The organism is Spirosoma soli, assembly GCF_042684525.1.
Lineage (GTDB): Bacteria > Bacteroidota > Bacteroidia > Cytophagales > Spirosomataceae > Spirosoma > Spirosoma soli.
Genome location: NZ_JBHULN010000027.1, coordinates 1 through 20,693 on the forward strand (window position 1 = coordinate 1; position 20,693 = coordinate 20,693).

Here is a 20,693-nt window from a genome sequence, read left to right on the forward strand (position 1 = left end):
GAAAGAACCGTCTACATTTGGTAAAAAGTGGCTTGGCCATAGTGGTAGTTTAGATAAGTTTTAGCGAACTTAAACTTACCATCGGTCAGCCACTTTTCTGCTTTTATCCCTCATGTCCAGTAATCTGCTATTCCCACAAGCTAGGCTATCAATGTATTCGTAATCAGCAAGTTAGCTTCGTTGTAATCTCAAAAGAATTGTAGGCAGGTTTTGGAGTAAGGAAAGTTGTAACTGCTTATATATGATACGGTTATGACTTGTGAATGGAACAAAGTGTACCAATGTAGGCTCCCCCCACCAATGAGTCGTTTTTGCGAATGCCGTGATCAGACGTTATATCAGCGGCACTTTTACAATGAATTGGGTATCCGTTTCGATAACGTCAATATCTCGGCGGCTGAGGTAGTGGTACATGGATTTGAGACTGGCCAGCCCCTGCTTGTTGGAAGTTTCGACAAAACTTTTCTTTTGTAAGTTGTTGACAACACACAGATAATCCTCTTCCGGATAGATGTTGATCACCAGCGGGCTGTCTTCATCAATGGTGTTGTGTTTGATGGCGTTTTCGAGCAGGTTCTGAATCGTCACCGGCACAATCAGACGCGTCAGGTACTCACTTGGCACGTCAATGTTAATCTGCAGGGCGTCCTCGAAGCGCGACTTCTGGAGGGCAATGTAGTTGTGAACAAAAGCCAGTTCATTGTCGAGTGGCACCAGATCTTTGTCTTTATTCTGTAAGATGTAGCGGTAGATAATCGACAACTTACCCAGAAACGCAGAGGCCTCGCGAGGGTTGATGTTGATGAGGCTGTTGAGCGAGGTCAGGCTGTTAAAGAGGAAGTGCGGGTTAAGGTGGTTGATCAGGTTCTGATACTGAATCTCAGTTTTGTCGCGCTCAAGCCGGGTGGCCTGGACCTGTAAATCGTGTAATCGGTCAATCTGATCGGCCCGGTACCGTAAGAATCCAATCAGCAACCCAAACATAATAAGTACGACCAGCCCCCAAAACCAGCGGGTCAGATAAAAGTGAGCCTCCACGTGAATGGGCAACGCACTGACGGGCGTTTGGCGGCCATCCGCCGAAATGGCCTTTACGTTGAAGGTGTAATTGCCACCCGGCATTTGAGTATACACGGCATAGGTGGCAGTTCCAACCCGCTTCCAGTCCTTGTCATATCCCTCAAGCTTATACATGTAGTCAAAAGAAGGCTCCCTAGCGGAGGTTAATGCCGCAAAATGCATCGAAAAACTATTTTCGTCTGCCGTCAAATTAACTTGGGGCAACCCACTGTGAAGCAGCTGTATTTTATCGCCAAAGTGAATCTGGCTCACAAGTACCCGCCCACCTGACCGCTGCGGTTGCTCAGCCAGTTTTTCCGGAAAGAATTCGATCAGATACCCTTGTAGAGCAGCGACGATGTGGCCGTTTCGCAACGAAAACAGGCGGTTATCGTAGTTGTTGTTACTCTCGTTGAAGGGCAATCTAAAGTTTGTAAACCGTCGTGTTTGTGGCGTATAGATGGAAAACCGGTTGTAGGCAGCTACCCAAACGTGGCCAAATCGGTCGGCCAGGGCAGCCCCGCAATGGTCATAGGCCAGGCCTTCGCTCTCGGTCAGTCGCTCATACTGCCGGTTTTTAGGATCGTAACGCAGCAGGCCATAGCCGCCGGACGCCAGCCAGAACATGCCCGTTGAATCTTGAACGCAGGACGCTATGGTACTGTTGATCGCGGGGTTGTGGTTGTCGTCAGGGGGGACGTTGTCAAGCACAAATTGCCCCCTCGACTTCGAGAAGCGGGCGAAACCGTCTGGGTACATATGCAGCCACAAGCCACCAGTACGGTCGAGTTGTATAGCCCCGGCTTTGGATTTACGATCGTCGGTGGCCGACGCAACGGGGAAGCTACGCCAGTACCCTTTTCGGAGGTTGTAGCAATAAGCGTATCGGCTCTGGCCCGAAATCCATAAGTCGTCGCCCTGTAACAGAAAAGCGTGCATGAGCTTCTTTTCATCTGTCACAACTGGTGGTGTGGGCAGAGAAGTAAATTGGCCCGTGCGTTTATTGAATCGATAAATTGCACTACTGCCTCCTAAGATCAAATCGTTACCGTAAGGCATAATGCTGATCGTTGTGGAGCCGTAGGGATGATTGATTGTGGCATCGGGCAGCTTACGGACCGACAGCCGGTTGGTTTGAGGGTAATAGTGCAGCAGCCCCCGCCGAGCGGTGCCGAGCCACCAGGAGCCATCCACATCTTCGTACAGCGACAGTATGCCCTGTTCGTCGCTCACGGCCGGGAAAAGCGCATTGATATCGTAGATCGAGTAAAAAGTGCGCTTTGGGTCTGTTATCGAAATGCCGTTTACCGTGCCGAGCCAGACCGAGCCATCGGGATGCTGCCAGCCCGCCCAGAAGAATGTACCGGCAATCGATAGCGAGTTACCGACCTGGTGACGTAACGGCCGAACCTGGTAGGTACTGCCTTCGACAAAGTACATGGTGTTGCCCCACGAACATACCCACAGATTGTGCTGGCGATCCACAAAAATATGAGCAATCTCAACCGAGCCAGCCGGGGCCTTATCGTCAAGTGTAATTGTTTTGACGATCCGCCGTTGGTGCAGGTCAAACATAATGATCTGGCCGGCTGTTTCGTCGGCAAAGATTAACCGATTGCCATCCCGGGTTAGCGACGAGATGGAGCGGCCTTTGTACTGATTTAGCGGGGGAGCGTCAACGTAATCGTGGAATTGCTTTCGGTTTTTATCAAAATAAAGCAGCCCATCTTTCTTGTCAGCCACCCACAGCCCATCTCCCAGGGGATCATCCACTAAGGCTTCCCAGCCGATCCGGGTTGAAACCGTCTGTAACTCATCATGCCGGTCGACGGGAAACCAGGTGATGTGGTTGTTTTTGATTCGACAGCGAAACAGCCCGGCCAGATAGCTCGTAAACCAGATGTCGCCATTGCGGTCGCAGAGAATGTTCGAACACATGCCCAACACCCGGCCATTTAGCTGCTTCCAGGTTTTAAACTGGCCGGTAGATTTGTCGTAGCAGCTGACGCCCGTTTCTGTGGTTACCCAGATGTTACCATCGTGGTCTTCGCACAGCGACCATACCGTGTTATTAGGCAGCGAGGTAGGATCGCCCCGTCGGTTCTTGAACTGAATGAAATCATTGCCGTCGTACCGGTTCAATCCGTCAAACGTACCGATCCACAGAAAGCCATCCCGGTCTTGCAGAAAACTGCTTACGGTGTTAAAGGAAAGCCCGTCTTTCTCCTGAAGGTGCCGAAATTCGAACTCAACGGGACGATCCTGGGCGCTCGCCGGAATGCCCCAACCAACGAACCAGCCTAACAGCCAAACACACCCCCACGCGCCAACGCTTACTTTTCGAGCCATTTCTTGAACGATGGGGCTTTGTCCCGGCTGATTTCAATGTCGAGTTGGTGGTTGGGAGCTTTTAACTTAAGACTAAGCTTCAAGTTGGCCAACCCCTTTACCTGGTGCACAGCGTCGATGTTAACGATGCACTGCCGATTAGCGCGGTAAAACTGATTGGGATCGAGCAGCAGTTCGATCTGGTCGAGGGTGTCGTAATCGAGAATATACCGTTCGTTAGCGTGGGTGACCATGAAATTCAGCTGATCGCGGGTGAAGTAGGCAATATCCGACACCTTGATGGGTACCCAGCTGTTGCGGGCGTTGCCCAGAAAATGTTCCTTATACGACGATCGGGCAGTGGTTGGCGTGTTAATCACCTCCAGCAATTTTTTAACGTCGAGCGCTACGTTTGATTTCGCATTGATCAACGACTGCGCTTTACCGATGGCCCGTTTCAACTCGTCCCGATCAACGGGTTTCAGCAAATAGTCGATGCCATTGGCCTTGAATGCCTGAATAGCGTATTCGTTGTATGCGGTAGTGAAAATGATGGGCCCTGACAGTTGAAACTGCTCGAAGATGCGGAAACTTACCCCATCGGCCAGCTGTACGTCGGCGAAAATAAGGTCGGGTTCGGCGTTTTCGGAAAACCACCGAAAGGCTGTCTTTACGCTGCCAACGGTACCAATGATACTGATGTTGGGGGCAACTTCGGTAATACTGGCGGCCAACTCAAGGGCTACTAATTTTTCGTCTTCAATGATGAGGGCGTTCATAACAGGAAGGTAAGAGCTGATACTAAGGGCTAAATTTTTAATTTTTCGCCTTTATCTGCAAAAAATTGGTAATCAACTGTATTGCCGGTCAGATGAACGACGCAGAAGTGGCATCCGATCGTTCTCGACAGCAACTCAATCGGTTGGCAACTTACCTGACCTAGCCAACGGTTGAATGGCTAAAATATACGACTCATCTTATATTTTTTGGGAATCTCCGTAGTTCATTAGTCATTTGTGGTAACCTATGACGAATTCATGACGGCACTACAGATTCAACTCATCAAGAAAACCTGGCGCCTACTACGGGCCGTTGATCCGCAACTGCTGGGCGACGTATTTTATAAGCGGCTGTTCTTAAAGCATCCATCGGTACGTTCCTTATTCAAAGGACCGATGGACAGCCAATATCAAAAGTTTGTTGACATGCTGAGTTTCATCGTGGCACGTATTGACCAGCCCGAGTCCCTACAGACCGAGGTAGCCGACATGGCAAAGCGGCACGAAGGTTACGGCGTAAAGCCTTCGCACTACCAACCCGTAGGCGAAGCTCTGCTCTGGACCCTCGAACAGGGTCTCGGCAAAGAATGGAACGAAGAGGTTGAACAAGCCTGGCAAGCTTGCTACCAGTCGCTTACGCAAGCCATGCTCGAAAAGGCGTAAATCTCATTCATACAAACCCAAAGGGGGTACCATACATGAGTTCACGGTATGGTACCCCTTTGGGTTTCAGGCTATCTTGGTTCAGCCACATCCAGTTTAACAATAGCATTGATACGTTCGCCATCACTAATCTGCCGCATTGGAACGTAATGAATACGCACTGCCAACCCGTCGCGAATAGGAAACTCAACGGGGTCTACGTTCGTAAAGCCCGCCGTCGGGCTGCGATTGTACCAGAACGTAACGGTATTGACCCGGAATCCCTCCTGGCTGTGGTGCTGGTTCTTACCATCGCGCCGGGTTGTCCAGTCTTTTCGCCAGTAGTCAGAAACGGCCCCTTCCACAACCCTGGGCTTTTGGGTAGACAGGTAGTAATAATTGAAGACGGGTATGCCTACCGATAATACAACAAAGAGGGCCGCAAAAACAAAAAAAGCGTTCCGCGCGAAGCCCGGCCGAGTCTGATAGCCTACCAGACCAGCGGCAATAGCCAGTCCAAACGGCAATACCAGCGACCGCCAGTCAATCGGTGGCAGCGCATACAGGTCATAAACGGATAGGTAACGCACGGTGCAGTAACTATTTGACAGGGTTGATATAGGCTTCTGCCACCAGAAGCAAAAATGCATACATCGTTAGGCTGAACTGGACAAACGTTACGCCAATCACCTGTAGGCTCATGTACCAGGTTGTCTTTCCCTGAACGGCCGACCAGATACTACGTAGAGCCGCCCAACCCAGTGCCGGGTATGATAGTGCATAAGTTAACAGGGCCATTCCGCCAAACCAACCGAATGAAGGCAGGTATTTGTAGTAAACATGAGCGATTAGCCAGCTCCCCAAGGTTAAACCGAGCGCACAGAGATTCCAGTCGTAGAGTTTCATGCCTACTTGGGGTTATTTGATTCCAGCGTAGCTAAATCAGACTTGTAGCCTTCCAATGCTTTATGTTTAAGGGCATCGGCTTCGGCGGGCGTGAGGGTCTGGCCGGCCCACAGAGCCGACTCCCAATCGCCATAGATGGCATTGGGCAGAACAACGAACTTGGTACCGAACAAGGACTGATTTGCGTCGACCAGATCACGCCGTTTGTCGGCCCGCTGCTTGTGAAACATGCTGTCGAAGTCGTTGAGATTATCGCCTACCAGCATCACGATGTCGTGCGTTTGAGCCACCGACTGGCGACGTGGCTCTTTATCCGACGATTCCCCTTTCATCAGCACGTGCTTATCGTCGGCCTGCGGAAATCCCGCCGTTTTCATATTCTGAATGGTAGCCGCCAGCTCGTCCTGACTGCGGTTACTGATGTAAAAAATCTGCACGCCCTGCTGAGCTGCGTACTGAAAAAACGCAACCGCGCCGGGCAGGGTTTTCGCGCTGGCTTTAGCGGTCCAGGCTTTCCAGCTTTTTTCGGTGTAGGTCGTGTGGTCGAGGATGTCCTGTGCCTGCTGCGGGCTATTATCCAGAATGGTCTCATCAATATCGGTGACGATGGCCAACGGTTTAGCCGACTTAGGATGCTGCCTTAGTGCATCGGCCAGTTGAAGTTTCGCCAGCGCAAACGCCTGATAGCATAAGGCCCGGTATTCGCCGGACTGTTGCTGCCAAAGCACGGCATTAAGGCTATAATCGAGCGTTGTTATGCTCCGCGAAGTGCTTTTGTGGGTAATGCCCACCTGAGTTGCTGCCGGTGCAGTCACCGTCGATCGGTGACTGCAAGCCGACATCGTGAGTGCAGTTGCGCAAAAAAGAGGAAGGTAATTGTTCATTGTTATTTACAGAGCTAATATCCAGTTACTTACCTGGCTCAGCGTTCCCGAAAACGATTTAAATTCGCCAACGGCGCTACCCGCATCGCGGTTTACGTTGAGCGTAATATCTAAAGAAATGCGGCCGGGATATTTTGATACACGCATGAAAACAGTCTCGTCGTCATGCCATTGCACCTTGAACGCCGACCAGGAAGCGCCGTTCAGGCTGAATACTATTTTGCTGTCGCTCACCCGGATCAGGTGCGGCTGCTCGATCCAGTGGCTCATGCGCACCTCGTAGCAGCTGAACACTATCTTGTACGAATGGCCCGGTGAAACGATATTGTCAATCATAGTCTTAGTGGTTTGATAGCTTATGCGTTTGCGTAGCTGGTTAGGATCAGCGGTCAGTGTAGCCCTGCATACCTTCCGCATAGAGCAGACCGAAGACACCCAGCGTTAATACCCCCTGCGCGAGTGCCCAGATCACCATTAGCGCACCATGCCACCAAGGAACGTTGGGCGAGCCAGCAAACGTAAACGACCGGCCAAGCATGATGCAAGAAGCGACCAAAGCTGCCATGTAGAGCAGAAAGCCAATCCAGAAAGGTTTATCGTCCCAGGATGGTGGCAGAAACGTGTACCCCAACCGGGTACAGAGCCAGGCGCTTAGCGTAAGGCCTAGCGTAAGCAGATTCAACACGTAGATATTCATAAGGCCGTAACGGATCACAATTTAGCCAGCTTGCCGTTGGGCAATACCGTGTAGCTCGCTTTGGTTACTCGATACTGGCCTGCTTCGTCGTAAGTGCCGGTCCGCACAATGGCCCGCTGTTCGTGAGGTAGCCACTGGGTTTCGGTATCGGTCATCCCTTCAGCATTGTCATAATACACCTGCACCTGAGCTAGTTGCCGGTGGTTGGCGCGGCTGACGGTACTAAACCAGCCAATAGTTTCTTCGGCATAAAGTCGCCCAATCAGGACTACGTAAGCCTCCGGGGTCGTTGCTAAAGTATCTGCTTTATAAGTCAGCGACTTGACTCCCACCAGCTGAGCCGCATCGTCGCGACTGATGGGACTTTGTGCCGGATTAAACGGGCTTCCCTGCTGTAGGAATGACTCGTTCAAGAGCAGCGTGTCCGGCACGGGCATCTTCAGGTCTGGTAGCTGACTAGGTTGGCTAATTGGGTCACAGCCAACCGTAACCAGGCTGATCAGCAGGGCATTTTTCATCAAAGAGAAGTTCATTAGTAGGTGTTGTTTACCAATAGCAGAGGAGTTTGGGCTCAGCGACAGCGGTGCCCAAAAGGCATCAGAACGGCTTATATTCGGTAACTGCCTGATGCAGCGACGCCAATACGCCCTTCAGTTGCTTATCCAGTTCCGCACAAATGCCCGGTGTACTCTTCTCGGCTTTCTGACAATATGTTTCCAGAGAAACCGGCTGGGTAGTACTGTTCTCTTCGGGCTCGATGCGAACAATCGTGGCCCGGTATTTCCGGTTGGCGCATTCAATCAGAAGGGTGTAACGGAAGCGAAATACGCCACCAGCCGAGCTTTCGGACCGCGGGATGGTTACTACCGATTTGAATCGGCCGGCCAGGTCACCCGTCTGCTGATCGCTGAGGGCCAAAGGTTCAGTCGCCGATGTTTGAACGAGCCATAATCTGGCCCGCCGGAAAAGTTCGCCCTGCGACACGCTACCGCAGTCGACGACCTCGCTGTAGGAATCAATTGAAGGAGTGATAGTTTGCATAGTTGACGTTTTTGTCGTGCTTACTATTCGGGGTGTTTCGGCTAGTGCAAACGTGTACAGCAATAAGCCGGTTACTGCCAGGGTAGTACGTAGTGTTTTCATGAGCAATGGAGTGTTAGTCTACTGACAGGCCTGGAGATCATCATTAGCCGCTGAAAGCACTGACGAACCTGATTTTCTGCCGTTTGACGAATTAAAGCTCAGACATTGACGTAACGTCTTCAAAAAAAACCACCTGAAGCCTGCATTTTAGGCAAGCAGTCGTAGCCAGTGGGCAACGAATCGTAATGGGGTGGGTTGTACAACCTGGGCAATAGAATCCTTCTCTCCCGCCAGACAACGTCTAGGCCAGCCGAAGAGAACGCCTTGAGATTAGATTTATTCAGGTGGAATCTCTATCAGAGCCAGTTGCTGGACTCTGACGACTCATCAGGCTCTAGCTCCAGATCCTCTGCCGTCGGGGGCTCATGCCCAGAATTGTCCTGATCCTCATCAATTAAAGGAGCGGAATCAGCAAGTATGAATACAAACTTGTCAGCAGTTCTAACAGCGCATTCATAGTCAAAAGGTGTAGATGTACAGTTTTTTTAACTATATCAATTTACTAGGTTAATATTTCTATGATTTACTTTATTAAAAGGCTTACCCCTGCCCAACCTAGCTTGGTAGACGACGCAAACGCGCCTAGAACTCCGTGGCTTGGGAAATCAACTGGCGGTTCTGGTGCATGATGACAGCGGACTGAGCCTTCACGGCTTCCCACGAAAACGGATGCCATATATTGGTCGCACTGTCCAACACCTCGGTAGCCGCTTCGCAGGCAAAGAGCTTATAATCAAATTTAGGGTAGTTGTTGACCAGGTAGCCGGGGTAATAATACGTTTTATCCTGGCTTTGGGCATACCTCATCTTCTGCAACATCAGGTATTTCCCCAGGCTATGCTTACGGTAGGCGGGGTGGTAAAAATTCATAATACCCGCAATGCTCCGGAAACCTTTGTCGAAAATCCCCACCGCAATCAGCTTGTTTTCATCGCGAACCTCTACGCTATAGGTATCGAACGCAGTATAGCGGGCGCCATCGAGCAGACAGGATTCGACTGTGTCCGGCGCGTCAAACGTTATAGAATTGCGGTAATATCTATACAACGCTTCAACTTCTTCCGTGAGCGAAAAAGGCCCAACAGTTACCGTAAACGGCGCGTTGATTCTGAACAGTCGGAGTTGGTCTTTGCCGTACGTAACGTCTGCCAGCACGATGCGTAGCCAGTGAACGGAGTAAAACACATCGTCGAAATGCACGAGCGGACACGTAAATAATCGCTGCTGCATCCGAAAATACCCTCTGCTCAACCACAAATCCAGTTCGTTACTGTCCATTTTCACACCGTTTTTTATCCCTTAGCTATACGATACTACCAATTTAGCTACGAATCACGATTTTTAGATGCAACGGAACAGCTCTCTTTTTCACTTTTTTTTTAAAAGCGTTGACTACCAGTCACAAACGTGTTGATTATAACATACGTTGAATTTGGCTGTGCAGAGCCGCTATTTCTGGTTAGAGATGGCGACGGCCGACCGGGGCACATACCGCCCGAACGCAGTAGGGAAGCTGTACTCAGCTTAAGGCTGCGTTCTTACGGGGTCGCGGTCAGCGTTGCCAGCCGGGCGTCGATTTGCTGGATCACCTGGCTGAAGTCGGCGGAGGACTCGGCATAATCCAGCTGGTTTACGTCGATGATCAACAACTCTCCGATTTGATACGACGCGACAAACTCTTCGTAAAGTCGGTTAAGGCTGTTGAGGTAGTCGTCACTAATAGACTGCTCGAACGAACGGCCGCGTTTATGAATCTGCTCGCGGAGTTTAGGCAGTCCAGCGCGGAGATAGATCATCAGATCGGGTGGGCGCACCAGACTCATCATGTTGTTGAACAAATCCTGGTAGGTCTGGTAATCGCGTTCGGGCATGTAGCCCCCCTGGTACAAATTACGGGCGAAAATAGCCGCATCTTCGTAGATCGTCCGATCCTGAACCACGGTCCGGGGGTGTGCAGGGTTTGCCTGATTTTCCTGCTGAATAGCGATGATCTTCTTGATCTGCGCAAACCGACTGTTCAAAAAGTAAATCTGTAAGTTAAACGACCAGCGCGCCATGTCGTCGTAGAAATCAGCGAGATACGGGTTCCCTTCAACGGCCTCATACAGCACTTCCCAGCCGTAGTGAGCAGCGAGCTGTTCGGCCAGGGTTGTTTTTCCAGCCCCAATATTTCCAGTAATGGCAATGTGCATGAATGAAGTTAGTTAATCGGTCAAAAAGTTGGCCTGTTCATAGGTAACGCCAGTGTGAATCTCCACCGGCTGGCGTATTGATGATTGTGCCAACTAGTATACGGAACGAACTTTGGCAAAATCGGTTTATTTTTGTTACTAATTACCTCATTGGCATGAAACCGTACCGCGTCCTTCTTTATTATATATACTCACCGATTGAGAATCCTGAACAGTATCGGGAGGAGCACCATTTGCTGTGTTTACAATTGAATCTGCTGGGCCGCATCATTGTGGCTCCCGAGGGGCTAAATGGCACCGTGTCGGGCCTCACCGCCGACTGCGAGGCTTACATGGCAGCCCTGCACGCCGACCCACGTTTTGCCGGCATTGAATTTAAAGTCGACGAGGCCGACGGGCACGCCTTTCAAAAATTACACGTCCGGGTAAAACCAGAAATTGTACACTCCGACCTCCCCGTCGATCCGCTCCGACAAACGGGCATTCACCTCGAACCCGAAGAATTTCGTCGGCTCAAGAACGACCCCGACGTCGTGCTGGTGGATATGCGTTCCAATTACGAGCACGCCGTTGGCAAATTCAAAGGGGCCGTTACGTTCGACATGGAGAACCTGCGCGAGCTACCCGAACACGTGCACGAGATTGAACATTTGAAAGACAAAAAAGTCATTACGTATTGCACGGGCGGTATTAAATGCGAGAAAGCAAGCGCGTACCTTTTGTCGCAGGGGTTTCAGAACGTTTATCAGCTTCATGGCGGTATCATTAAATACGGCATGGAAGCCGGGGGCGAAGACTTTGATGGGCAGTGTTACGTATTCGATAACCGCGTAACGGTGCCAGTCAACCACGTCAACCCCGCAACGGTGTCAACCTGCTACCGTTGCGGAACCCCCACCAGCCGGATGATCAACTGCGCCAGTCCCGTCTGTAATAACCACGTAACGCTCTGCGAAGCCTGCGGTGACGAGCATGTGGGCACCTGCTCGGACAATTGCAAGAACGACCCCAATCTGCGCCCCTACGACGGCAGTGGCTATTATGGCAAGCAGACTCAAAGCTACTCCCCTATTCAGGGCTATAAGAGTCGCCAGGGGCAGCACACTGAGCTGGCTTTACTCAAGAAATAAGTTTAAACACAACGGAAACGGAGGGTTTCACGGAGTGCACAAAGGGCTTAGACGTTACGTCTTAACCTCGGTGCTCTCCGTGAAGCCCTCCGTTTCTCCGTGCTTACAATCCCTAACGCTGTCCTGATACAGGCAGGTACAGAACAGTTCGTTCCGGGTAAAGACACACCTTTAAGACGTTTCTGGTGAACGCAATCGCCCTGGCAATTACGATTCACTCTTTTGAACTTACAAAGCCTTGTTCTTTACGCGATGAATAACAAACTATCTGTCATGATTGCAGCCGTTACGCTGGGAGCCTGGCTGCCTCTGTCGTCGGTACTGGGCCAGATCGGCACCCGGTTTCCGGCTGAACGGAAAGTGGTGAAAGATCCCGTCACTGGCACCATGCTCACCTTCCTGACCAGCACGCCCGCGGGAGATACAAAGATTTATCAGACGCATCCCCAATGGACAGCTGATGGCCAATGGCTAGTGTTTCGCTCAAACCGAGTAAAGGGAGAGGCTCTGGCGGTTCATGAAAAGGATGGCACCCTTATTCAGGTGACCGAGGGTGGTTACACTGGTATGCTAAACCTGGCCCAGAAGTCCATGAAACTCTACCTCATGCGTTCGACGGGGGGACCGCCAGCCAGTCAAGGAGCAGAAGGAGCTCGCCAGCGGAGTGCATTGCAGAAACAAGTTGTGGAGGTTAATTTGGAACGGTTGTTTGCCGACAGCAAAGCCGGAAAACTACAGCCCACAACGGTGTACCAGCGCGTGTGCGGCACCATTCCCGCCGAGATGGAAGCCGGTGGCGACATGGCCCTGGATGCAGCCGAGGATCGGGTTTATTTTCGGGTTGGAAAAACCGAAGCGGCTAAGCACCTGGCAGCAGACACTAAACTTGCCGATAACTTTGGTCCCCGGAACATGGGCGCTGGCCCGGCCGGACTCGCCAGCATGAACGTAAACACGGGCGAAATCAAGTACGTGGTGTCGGTGCCGTTCCAGATCGGCCACGTGCAGGCGAATCCGTTTGTCACCGGCGAAATTATCTTCTGCTGGGAAACCGGTGGCAAATCGCCCCAGCGCACCTGGACGGTACTGGCCGACGGCAGCGGTCTACGGCCACTTTACCCCGAAGCCGATTATGAATGGGTAACCCACGAAGCCGTTATCAGCCCCGACGAGGTAGCTATCGCCATCATGGGGCACCGCAAGATTAACCCTGCCAAAGACAATAACACCCTTCAGGCCAGCACCAGCAACAAACCGGCTGATCCGCAAAACCCAGGTCAGGAAACCGACTGGGGGCCATCGGGAACGCGCGAAAAACCGACCGGGTTGGGCATTGTTAACCTGCGTACGCGGGAGATGCTTATTGCGGGGCAAACACCCAGCGGCAGCGGTCTTTGGCACGTACATGGTTCGGCGGACGGTCGCTGGGCGGTGGGTGACGATTTTGCCCGGAACATTTACCTCATTGACCGGCACAGCCACGAAATGATACTCCTGTCGGCGGGGCATAAAACAACCGCTGCCGACCACCCTCACCCGACGTTCAGCGCCGATGGCACGCGCATCGAAATCCAATCGGCGATGCTTTCGGCGGATAACCGGTCGATGAACATTTGCGTCATTCCCGTACCGGCCGACTGGCTCAAGCGACGCTACGACGGCAAATAAAGGTTATTTAAACGAATAGAACGCAGAAAACGAAAATCCACCAATGCAGTTTTATCTTCTCCTGATCAGTCAGTTTCTCATTCACGTATCCTTATTCGCTCAGTCCCGTCCCACGAATTTCAACGTTCGGGACTTTGGCGCGACCGGCGACGGCAAAACGCTTGATACTCCCGCCATCAACAAAGCCATTGACGCGGCTGCGGCTGCGGGCGGTGGAACGGTTTACTTTCCCGCAGGCACCTATGCCAGCTTCTCGTTGCACCTGAAAAGCAATATTGCACTGTTCATCGATCAGGGCGCTACATTGCTGGCCGCTGATTCACCCCCGGAGGGTAATGGTGGCTATGACGCCCCCGAACCCAATGCCTCCGATACGTTCCAGGATTTCGGGCATAGCCACTGGCATAACAGCCTCATCTGGGGTGAAAACCTAGAGAATGTATCTATTCTGGGCACCGGCATCATCTACGGAAAAGGCCTGACACGGGGCGAAAATCGTCGGGCAGGCATTGCCAATAAAGCTATTGCCTTAAAGCTCTGCCGCAACGTCATCATTAAAGACATCACGATCCTGTACGGAGGCCACTTTGGCATTTTGGCTACCGGCATCGACAACTTTACCTTAGACAATATAAAGATGGACACCAACCGCGACGGCATCGACGTGGATTGCTGCCGCCACGTGCGTATTTCCAACTGCACCATCAACTCGCCCTGGGACGATGCGATTTGCCTCAAAAGCTCTTATGCGCTGGGGTTCGCCCGCGCCACCGAAAACGTGACCATCACTAATTGTCAGGTGACCGGCTACGACCGGGGAACATTTCATAACGGTACCTACCAGCGCAAGGAAGCCCACCTTGTACCCGACAAAATGGACGTAACGGGCCGGATCAAGTTCGGAACGGAATCGAACGGCGGTTTCAAAAACATTACGATCTCAAATTGCGTGTTTGAGTATTGCCGCGGGCTGGCGCTGGAGACCGTCGATGGAGGCATCCTGGAAGACGTAACGATTACTAACATCACCATGCGCGATATTGTCAACTCGCCATTCTTTCTACGACTGGGTGCCCGAATGCGCGGCCCGGAAGGCACACCGGTTGGGGTACTGCGCCGGGTTAAGATCAGCAATGTCATTGTGTATAACGCCGATGTAAAATACGGGTCTATCATCAGCGGGATTCCTGGGCACGACATTGAAGACGTAACGCTCGACAACATCCGCATTGTTTTCCAGGGTGGTGGCACAAAACAACAGGCAGCTATTAACCCGGCCGAACAGGAAAAGGGTTATCCCGACCCCGGCCACATGGGTGACATGCCCTCCTACGGTTTTTTCATTCGCCACGTCAAAGGCATTGAACTCCGCAACATCGACATCCAGTACCAGAAAGAAGACCAGCGTCCACCGTTTGTGCTGATTGACGTGAAAAACATCGACGTACGTAATCTGAAAGCCCAGCACGCTCCCAACGTACCGGTGTTCCGCATGAAGTCGGTAACCGACTTTAGCCTACAGCAGAGCTTACAGTTCCCTGACAAAAAAATTGCAAAGACGGAGCAGATGGAGTTTTGATTAGGTGGTCATTGCATGCGACTCCCATCGGAACCTTTTAATGACAAATAAAACTGTCAGCGCGTTTTAACAACCTGTAGTTGTTCAATCAGCGATTTTCTGGCTCCGTCCGGAATCGGTATCTCCTGTGAACCGATGTACAACCGGTTCGACTCAATACGATCGAGGTAATTCAGGTTAATAACCAGCGAACGGGATAACTGGTAGAAACCGTCTGATAGATAAGGTAGAAGCTTTCCTAAATTCAGGGATATGCTAATGAACTGATACGGTTTGTTTGGATAAATCCGGTTAAAGCCAGATGTGGTCAGGTACAATTCGGACGTAGTTCGATCGGCTTTTACGTACATAATCTCAGCTTTTATCACTCGAATATAGCCGCTACCCGTTGGCAGATACGTATGGTCTGGTAAGCCGGGCGCCCCGTTGATATTCCCCGCATAAAAATTATGCAGGGCCAGGTCTATTTGGGCCGACATGATATTCCCAACGAGGTGGTCGGCCACAGAGCTAAATTGTTAATTTAGTTGTGGCTGACCCCCCTCGTTGTCAACTAAGCAAAACCACCGGCCCGAACACTTCGTTTACAGCCTTTATTCTGATGCCTTTGTCCGGTGATGGCCGATGCCTACCATATCACAACATCCGCTTAATGGCCAATAGTAGTCGGGTTAGGGCGTATTTGCGTAGTTTTGTACAACTCAACAGTGATCAGTGGACGTTTCGACAAATCAGCCAATAAATAGTCCGTAGCAGGCCTTGCCAATTACGGACTGTCGACTCATTCACTGATAAACTCACTACCTCTACTTTATGGCGGAGCAAAAACCCCTGATTTTAGTCACGAATGATGATGGAATTACATCCCACGGCATTCGGACACTTGTCCAATTAATGAAAGAACTGGGTTCTGTGGTCGTGGTGGCGCCTAACAGCCCCCAATCGGGTATGGGCCACGCAATTACCATTGCCAACCCTTTACGACTTTATCCGTCCGACATTTTCGGGGATGTACCCGCCTATGAATGCTCAGGGACACCCGCCGACTGTGTAAAGCTGGCCAAAAACCATGTACTCAAAGACCGATCACCGGATCTGGTCGTTAGTGGCATTAATCACGGTAGTAATACGTCCATCAGCGTATTGTATTCCGGTACCATGTCGGCGGCCATCGAAGCCGCCATTGAAGGCATTCCAGCCATTGGTTTTTCGTTGGGCGACTTTACGCGCCAACCTGATTTTTCGCACACGCATGAGCACATCCTGACGATTGCCCGGCAGGTGCTGGAGCGGGGCATAGAACGGGGTACGGCCTTGAACGTCAACTTTCCGGCCCGAACAGCCGAGCCATTAAAAGGTATTCGGATTTGCCGACAGGCGAACGCCAAATGGCAGGAAGTATTCGATGAGCGACGAGACCCCAATGGCCGACGGTACTTTTGGCTGGCTGGTGATTTTGTCAACTTCGATACGCACGCCGAAGATACTGATGAATACGCCATAGCACAGAACTACACCTCTGTAGTACCATGTCAGTACGACCTGACCGCCTACAGTATGATAGATGACCTGAGAAACTGGAAGCTGTAACTATTTATTATGAATGATGAATTATGAGTGATGAACTATGGATACGCTATCATGACCCATCATTAATAATTTATCATTCCTCATTCATCACTCAAACATGGCCCTATTAGGCAGTATGCTCAAAAACGGTATTCGCCTGACGAATGTCGTACGGTTACGAAAAGCCAATGCACTCCGGCAGCAACGTAAAGTGTTCCGGAAACTGGTCGTCAAAGCCCGGTTTACTGACTTTGGACAAACCTACCAGTTCGACGAGCTAGTCAGTGCAGCTGAGTTTGGTACAGATAAAGAATTTTACGAAAAGTATAAGCAGTACGTACCCATCCACGACTACAACAAGATGTTTGACGGTTGGTGGAAGCGGGCCCTCGATGGCGACAAAAACGTGACCTGGCCAGGACGGGTGAAGTATTTTGCCCTTAGCTCGGGCACGTCGGAAGCCGCGTCGAAATACATTCCGGTTACGAAGGCCATGTCGAAGGCCATTCAGCGAACCAGCATCCGCCAGATTCTGACGCTCGGCAAATACCAGAATCTGCCGTCAACACTCTATGAAAAAGGCTATTTGATGCTCGGAGGCAGCACGAATCTGAACGCTCGCGAAGGGCATTATGAAGGCGACCTCAGCGGCATCACCGCCAGCCAGATTCCGTTCTGGTTTCAGCGGTTCTACAAGCCCGGAAAAGAGATTGCCCAAGAACGCGACTGGGCGCTGAAACTGGACGAAATTACGGAGCAAGCGGGCGACTGGGACATTGGCTACGTAGTGGGCGTTCCGGCCTGGATTCAGCTGCTAATGGAAAAGATTATTGCCCGTTACAACGCCAAAACCATCCACGACGTCTGGCCTAACCTGATGGTGTTCTGCCACGGGGGCGTTTCGTTTGAGCCCTACCGGCAAGGCTTTGAAAAGCTGCTGGCCCACCCGATTACTTACATTGAAACGTACCTGGCCTCGGAAGGCTTTATTGCGTACCAGAGCCACCCCGACGCCGAAGGCATGCAGCTGGTGCTCAACAACGGCTTATTTTTTGAATTTATTCCCTTTAACGAGCAAAACTTCTCACCCGATGGCGATCTGGTGGCGAAACCACAAACGCTGATGATCGACGAAGTGGAAGAAGGAAAAGAATACGCTCTGCTTATATCGACCTGCTCGGGCGCGTGGCGTTACCTGATCGGCGACACCATTCGGTTTGTCTCGAAGCGCAAAGCCGAAATCGTCATTACGGGCCGGACAAAGCATTTTCTGAGCTTGTGTGGCGAGCACCTCTCGGTAGACAACATGAACAAAGCCATTGAGATGGTATCCGAAGAGCTAAACATTTCCGTTCGGGAGTTTACCGTGGCGGGAGTAAGCCACGACACGCTGTTTGCTCACCACTGGTACGTTGGAACCGATGATAAAGTTGATGCCACCGTCCTGCGCGACCGTCTGGATGCCAAATTGAAAGAACTAAACGACGACTACGCCGTGGAGCGTCGGCATGCGCTCAAAGAGGTTACGGTAACGGTGCTCCCTTCGGTGACGTTTTACAACTGGATGAAATCGAAAGGAAAAATGGGTGGGCAACACAAATTCCCCCGTGTGCTCAAAAAGAACTTGATAACCGAGTGGGAAGCGTTTTTGAACAACAATAAATAAGTTGTACCCGTTGAACTGCGGTTTCACCCAGACATCCATCTGTTCGTTGTGGGCTTTTCAACTGTCTATTCGGAAAGCCCACAACAACAAAATTAAGGTTAGTCGCCACCAGAACCCCATCATCAGCCTTTCGGTTAGTAATCTGAACAACGATTGATCAGTGTAACTTTCATGTAGCGTCACGACTGCTCAGACCATCTGCGGAAGATTACTTACTTGTGCAAAACAATGCTGGAGTTAACCACATTAACGCTATTTATTGGCTACATTATCTACCTGCGGTATTACGCCGATCAGCGTACAAACGCCCAAAAGGAAGCCGAGCGTTTAAAGGAAGGCATTCATTTATACACCAATGGGCAGTTTGGTGAAGCCTTGTCGTATTTCAATCAGGCTATTGCGGCTGAGCCGAAGGCCAGCGTTGCTTATTTGTACCGCGCCCGTATCTACCGGGCCCTGGGCGATTCCTCAGCCGCAATAATTGATATTGACCGAGGGAAAAGCTACGATGATACCGTGGCGGATCTGCACCTCGAAAGCGGCCAGATTCACTACGAGCGAGGAGATTATCAGGCTGCTTTTCTGGATTTCGACAAAGCCGTATTTCACGCTCATGGCGATGAAGCAGAACCCTATCACTGGCGGGGGCTGGCCCGCCAACGGCTGCACCAGGACGAAGCGAGCCGACAGGATTTAGAACGGGCCGATGCACTGATGCACAAAGCGCAGATAACCGTACCAACGGTCCAGCCGACCCAACAGGCGTTTTTCGATCGCGCGTTCCTGCTGCATATGGGTCTGATTTTTCTTAGTAGCCTGCTTTTGCTTTTCATTATTAAGCGAAGCCCCGTTATTCACTGGCCTTACCTGACGGCGGCCATCTCAGCGGTATCCATTGGCTTTCTTGAACCCCGAAAAGGATGGGCGCTGGCTCTACAGCAAGCGGTAACACTCTGGGTCGGCTACACCTTTGCTACCGGAGCCGCTACTCTAAGTTCACAGCGGGAAGTAGAAGTCTTTAGCCTGTACGGATCCATTGGCCTGACCTTCGCGGGGAGCCTCCTGGGCAGTGTGATCAAACGGGCACAAGGCTAGCACGCAATGAGGTTTGCGTGCTGATCATCACCAATTCGTCATCATTTTGCTAATGGGCTCATACAGCCGCGTGTAGGCAATCTGGGCGGCTACGGCCAGGAATATAATCCCTGTAGTACGGTTGAAGATCGTAACGACCCTTGGTGTAAAAAGCCGCTTAAGTCGGTTAGCGTAATACGCCAGGGCAGTCTCCGTTATAAACACTCCCACTAAACCGGCGCTCATAAAACTGTACTGCTGCCCTACGGTATAATGTAAATGCGACCGGATATACGCCACAATGGCCACCCAGGAGACGAAATTGACGGGGTTAAGTGCATTCAGGAAAAAGCCTGTGGTAAAGTAGTAGATAAAATTACCGAAGCGGGTCTGTGGGTAAGCTAACCGGGGCGTTCCTTTAAGAATATTTACTAAGCCCATAGCCGTTAGAAATACTACGCCAATAATGGCCATGAGGTGTTCAAACCCCTGGACTTTCGGAATGAATGACGTTCCCAACAGAGCAGCCAGCACAAAGATGATGTCGCCGGCAATGACACCAAACACGATCTTCAGACCCGAGCGGAACCCATTGTCGACGCTGTTTTGGATGAGGGCAAAAAAGACGGTTCCAAAGGTGAGACAAAGTGCAACGCCAATCAGAAAACCGTAAAGTATGGGTAAAATCACAGATGATACAATTATGGAGTTATAGAGTTGTATAGTTATGGACTGGGGAATGGTGTTGTGAAAAACGCTTACCACAACTCACTATATAACTTTATAACCATTCAACTTTATAACTATATGATTGTAGAACAGTTAAATCCCCCGCAGCCGGGCTACAATTAACAAACCACTAACGCTCAGCGCATCCGTGATTCGACTGGTCATGGCCATCTCAACGGCTTCGGCAAGGGGCAGTCGCCAAATGCGCAGGTCTTCCGTTTCTTCGGGGGCATGATCGCCTTGTACCAGGTCTTCGGCAATGTACAAAAACCCTTCCTCGTCAGTAGCTGAGTTTGACGTATGGATACGGGCGATCTTGGTCCATTGGCGGGCTTCCAGACCGGTTTCCTCTTTAAGTTCTCGTTTGGCCGACTCCAGCGGGTCGGTGTCCAGCGGTGAACCTCCTTCCGGAATTTCCCACGAATATTCGTTCAGCGGATACCGATATTGGCCTACCAGGTACGTATAGCCGTCAGCGTCGATGGGGATCACTCCTACAGCTTTGTTCTTGAAGCTGACCACACCGTAAATACCCGGTGTACCGGCTGGCGTTACAACTTCTTCGTGTCTGATCGACAACCAATTATTATCATATTTGACCGACGAGTTCAGCGTCTGCCAAGGGTTTTCTGTCACGTTCATGTCAGC

General features: G+C 51.1%; 21 protein-coding genes. 7 read left to right on the top strand and 14 right to left on the bottom strand.

Annotation, left to right across the window (positions count from 1 at the left end):
- Positions 1-333: 333 nt before the first annotated feature.
- Positions 334-3,408 (bottom strand): two-component regulator propeller domain-containing protein, encoded by a 3,075-nt coding sequence (locus ACFSUS_RS27255; protein WP_381527950.1) that lies wholly within the window; start codon positions 3,406-3,408, stop codon positions 334-336.
- Positions 3,393-4,166, bottom strand: coding sequence for a LytR/AlgR family response regulator transcription factor (locus ACFSUS_RS27260; RefSeq protein ID WP_381527952.1), 774 nt, complete (start codon positions 4,164-4,166; stop codon positions 3,393-3,395). Before ACFSUS_RS27260 ends, ACFSUS_RS27255 begins: the two co-directional genes overlap by 16 nt.
- A 258-nt stretch (positions 4,167-4,424) precedes the next feature.
- Here ACFSUS_RS27260 and ACFSUS_RS27265 point away from each other — a divergent pair, with 258 nt between their 5' ends.
- Positions 4,425-4,829 (top strand): globin domain-containing protein, encoded by a 405-nt coding sequence (locus tag ACFSUS_RS27265; protein WP_381527955.1) that lies wholly within the window; start codon positions 4,425-4,427, stop codon positions 4,827-4,829.
- Between the two features lie 71 nt (positions 4,830-4,900).
- On the opposite strand, the gene ACFSUS_RS27270 is transcribed toward ACFSUS_RS27265, so the two are convergent.
- The 9 genes from ACFSUS_RS27270 to ACFSUS_RS27310 all read right to left on the bottom strand — a co-directional run bounded on the left by ACFSUS_RS27270 (position 4,901) and on the right by ACFSUS_RS27310 (position 10,630).
- Entirely contained in the window at positions 4,901-5,398 is a 498-nt protein-coding gene (locus tag ACFSUS_RS27270) for a hypothetical protein (RefSeq protein ID WP_381527957.1), read from the bottom strand.
- Between the two features lie 10 nt (positions 5,399-5,408).
- Positions 5,409-5,714: a hypothetical protein gene (locus ACFSUS_RS27275; RefSeq protein WP_381527959.1), complete on the bottom strand. Its 306-nt coding sequence runs from the start codon at positions 5,712-5,714 to the stop codon at positions 5,409-5,411.
- 2 nt (positions 5,715-5,716) lie between these two features.
- On the bottom strand, positions 5,717-6,598 hold the full coding sequence (locus ACFSUS_RS27280) for a 5'-nucleotidase, lipoprotein e(P4) family (RefSeq protein WP_381527961.1): 882 nt from the start codon (positions 6,596-6,598) through the stop codon (positions 5,717-5,719).
- 6 nt (positions 6,599-6,604) lie between these two features.
- Positions 6,605-6,934, bottom strand: a complete 330-nt coding sequence (locus ACFSUS_RS27285) for a hypothetical protein (protein ID WP_381527963.1) — start codon at positions 6,932-6,934, stop codon at positions 6,605-6,607.
- Positions 6,935-6,980: 46 nt separating this feature from the next.
- Positions 6,981-7,295, bottom strand: a complete 315-nt coding sequence (locus ACFSUS_RS27290) for a hypothetical protein (protein WP_381527965.1) — start codon at positions 7,293-7,295, stop codon at positions 6,981-6,983.
- Between the two features lie 14 nt (positions 7,296-7,309).
- On the bottom strand, positions 7,310-7,828 hold the full coding sequence (locus ACFSUS_RS27295) for a hypothetical protein (protein WP_381527967.1): 519 nt from the start codon (positions 7,826-7,828) through the stop codon (positions 7,310-7,312).
- Positions 7,829-7,892: 64 nt separating this feature from the next.
- Positions 7,893-8,438 carry a DUF4468 domain-containing protein gene (locus tag ACFSUS_RS27300; protein ID WP_381527969.1) on the bottom strand — a complete coding sequence of 182 codons (546 nt, stop codon included), beginning with the start codon at positions 8,436-8,438 and terminating at the stop codon, positions 7,893-7,895.
- Positions 8,439-9,020: 582 nt separating this feature from the next.
- Entirely contained in the window at positions 9,021-9,716 is a 696-nt protein-coding gene (locus ACFSUS_RS27305) for an arginine-tRNA-protein transferase (protein ID WP_381527971.1), read from the bottom strand.
- 260 nt (positions 9,717-9,976) lie between these two features.
- Positions 9,977-10,630, bottom strand: coding sequence for a deoxynucleoside kinase (locus ACFSUS_RS27310; RefSeq protein ID WP_381527973.1), 654 nt, complete (start codon positions 10,628-10,630; stop codon positions 9,977-9,979).
- Positions 10,631-10,785: 155 nt separating this feature from the next.
- Here ACFSUS_RS27310 and trhO point away from each other — a divergent pair, with 155 nt between their 5' ends.
- The 3 genes from trhO to ACFSUS_RS27325 all read left to right on the top strand — a co-directional run bounded on the left by trhO (position 10,786) and on the right by ACFSUS_RS27325 (position 15,007).
- The gene (trhO, locus tag ACFSUS_RS27315) at positions 10,786-11,760 is read left to right on the top strand and encodes an oxygen-dependent tRNA uridine(34) hydroxylase TrhO (RefSeq protein ID WP_381527975.1); all 975 of its coding nucleotides are present in this window, start codon (positions 10,786-10,788) and stop codon (positions 11,758-11,760) included.
- A gap of 252 nt (positions 11,761-12,012) precedes the next feature.
- Positions 12,013-13,428 (top strand): TolB-like translocation protein, encoded by a 1,416-nt coding sequence (locus tag ACFSUS_RS27320; RefSeq protein ID WP_381527977.1) that lies wholly within the window; start codon positions 12,013-12,015, stop codon positions 13,426-13,428.
- 43 nt (positions 13,429-13,471) lie between these two features.
- Positions 13,472-15,007 (top strand): rhamnogalacturonidase, encoded by a 1,536-nt coding sequence (locus ACFSUS_RS27325; RefSeq protein WP_381527979.1) that lies wholly within the window; start codon positions 13,472-13,474, stop codon positions 15,005-15,007.
- A 56-nt stretch (positions 15,008-15,063) separates the two neighbouring features.
- On the opposite strand, the gene ACFSUS_RS27330 is transcribed toward ACFSUS_RS27325, so the two are convergent.
- Positions 15,064-15,513: a LytTR family transcriptional regulator DNA-binding domain-containing protein gene (locus ACFSUS_RS27330; protein ID WP_381527981.1), complete on the bottom strand. Its 450-nt coding sequence runs from the start codon at positions 15,511-15,513 to the stop codon at positions 15,064-15,066.
- A 307-nt stretch (positions 15,514-15,820) separates the two neighbouring features.
- Between ACFSUS_RS27330 and surE the strand changes: the two genes are divergently transcribed.
- The 3 genes from surE (at position 15,821) to ACFSUS_RS27345 (ending at position 19,337) form a co-directional block, all read left to right on the top strand.
- A complete protein-coding gene (gene surE, locus ACFSUS_RS27335) occupies positions 15,821-16,597 on the top strand; it encodes a 5'/3'-nucleotidase SurE (RefSeq protein ID WP_381527983.1) in 777 nt (258 codons plus the stop codon).
- Between the two features lie 97 nt (positions 16,598-16,694).
- Positions 16,695-18,242 (top strand): GH3 family domain-containing protein, encoded by a 1,548-nt coding sequence (locus ACFSUS_RS27340; protein WP_381527984.1) that lies wholly within the window; start codon positions 16,695-16,697, stop codon positions 18,240-18,242.
- A gap of 228 nt (positions 18,243-18,470) precedes the next feature.
- A complete protein-coding gene (locus ACFSUS_RS27345) occupies positions 18,471-19,337 on the top strand; it encodes a tetratricopeptide repeat protein (protein WP_381527986.1) in 867 nt (288 codons plus the stop codon).
- Between the two features lie 27 nt (positions 19,338-19,364).
- On the opposite strand, the gene ACFSUS_RS27350 is transcribed toward ACFSUS_RS27345, so the two are convergent.
- Together ACFSUS_RS27350 and ACFSUS_RS27355 are read right to left on the bottom strand one after the other, a co-directional pair.
- Entirely contained in the window at positions 19,365-20,006 is a 642-nt protein-coding gene (locus ACFSUS_RS27350) for a LysE family translocator (RefSeq protein WP_381527988.1), read from the bottom strand.
- Positions 20,007-20,138: 132 nt separating this feature from the next.
- Positions 20,139-20,687, bottom strand: coding sequence for an NUDIX domain-containing protein (locus ACFSUS_RS27355; RefSeq protein ID WP_381527990.1), 549 nt, complete (start codon positions 20,685-20,687; stop codon positions 20,139-20,141).
- Positions 20,688-20,693: the final 6 nt, after the last annotated feature.

Bases quoted from the DNA above. Each gene is read 5' to 3' on its own strand.
- ACFSUS_RS27255 (WP_381527950.1), bottom strand. From the start codon at position 3,408: ATGGCTCGAAAAGTAAGCGTTGGCGCGTGGGGGTGTGTTTGGCTGTTA.
- ACFSUS_RS27260 (WP_381527952.1), bottom strand. From the start codon at position 4,166: ATGAACGCCCTCATCATTGAAGACGAAAAATTAGTAGCCCTTGAGTTG.
- ACFSUS_RS27265 (WP_381527955.1), top strand. From the start codon at position 4,425: ATGACGGCACTACAGATTCAACTCATCAAGAAAACCTGGCGCCTACTA.
- ACFSUS_RS27275 (WP_381527959.1), bottom strand. From the start codon at position 5,714: ATGAAACTCTACGACTGGAATCTCTGTGCGCTCGGTTTAACCTTGGGG.
- ACFSUS_RS27280 (WP_381527961.1), bottom strand. From the start codon at position 6,598: ATGAACAATTACCTTCCTCTTTTTTGCGCAACTGCACTCACGATGTCG.
- ACFSUS_RS27285 (WP_381527963.1), bottom strand. From the start codon at position 6,934: ATGATTGACAATATCGTTTCACCGGGCCATTCGTACAAGATAGTGTTC.
- ACFSUS_RS27290 (WP_381527965.1), bottom strand. From the start codon at position 7,295: ATGAATATCTACGTGTTGAATCTGCTTACGCTAGGCCTTACGCTAAGC.
- ACFSUS_RS27295 (WP_381527967.1), bottom strand. From the start codon at position 7,828: ATGAACTTCTCTTTGATGAAAAATGCCCTGCTGATCAGCCTGGTTACG.
- ACFSUS_RS27300 (WP_381527969.1), bottom strand. From the start codon at position 8,438: ATGAAAACACTACGTACTACCCTGGCAGTAACCGGCTTATTGCTGTAC.
- ACFSUS_RS27305 (WP_381527971.1), bottom strand. From the start codon at position 9,716: ATGGACAGTAACGAACTGGATTTGTGGTTGAGCAGAGGGTATTTTCGG.
- ACFSUS_RS27310 (WP_381527973.1), bottom strand. From the start codon at position 10,630: ATGCACATTGCCATTACTGGAAATATTGGGGCTGGAAAAACAACCCTG.
- trhO (WP_381527975.1), top strand. From the start codon at position 10,786: ATGAAACCGTACCGCGTCCTTCTTTATTATATATACTCACCGATTGAG.
- ACFSUS_RS27320 (WP_381527977.1), top strand. From the start codon at position 12,013: ATGAATAACAAACTATCTGTCATGATTGCAGCCGTTACGCTGGGAGCC.
- ACFSUS_RS27325 (WP_381527979.1), top strand. From the start codon at position 13,472: ATGCAGTTTTATCTTCTCCTGATCAGTCAGTTTCTCATTCACGTATCC.
- surE (WP_381527983.1), top strand. From the start codon at position 15,821: ATGGCGGAGCAAAAACCCCTGATTTTAGTCACGAATGATGATGGAATT.
- ACFSUS_RS27340 (WP_381527984.1), top strand. From the start codon at position 16,695: ATGGCCCTATTAGGCAGTATGCTCAAAAACGGTATTCGCCTGACGAAT.
- ACFSUS_RS27345 (WP_381527986.1), top strand. From the start codon at position 18,471: ATGCTGGAGTTAACCACATTAACGCTATTTATTGGCTACATTATCTAC.
- ACFSUS_RS27355 (WP_381527990.1), bottom strand. From the start codon at position 20,687: ATGAACGTGACAGAAAACCCTTGGCAGACGCTGAACTCGTCGGTCAAA.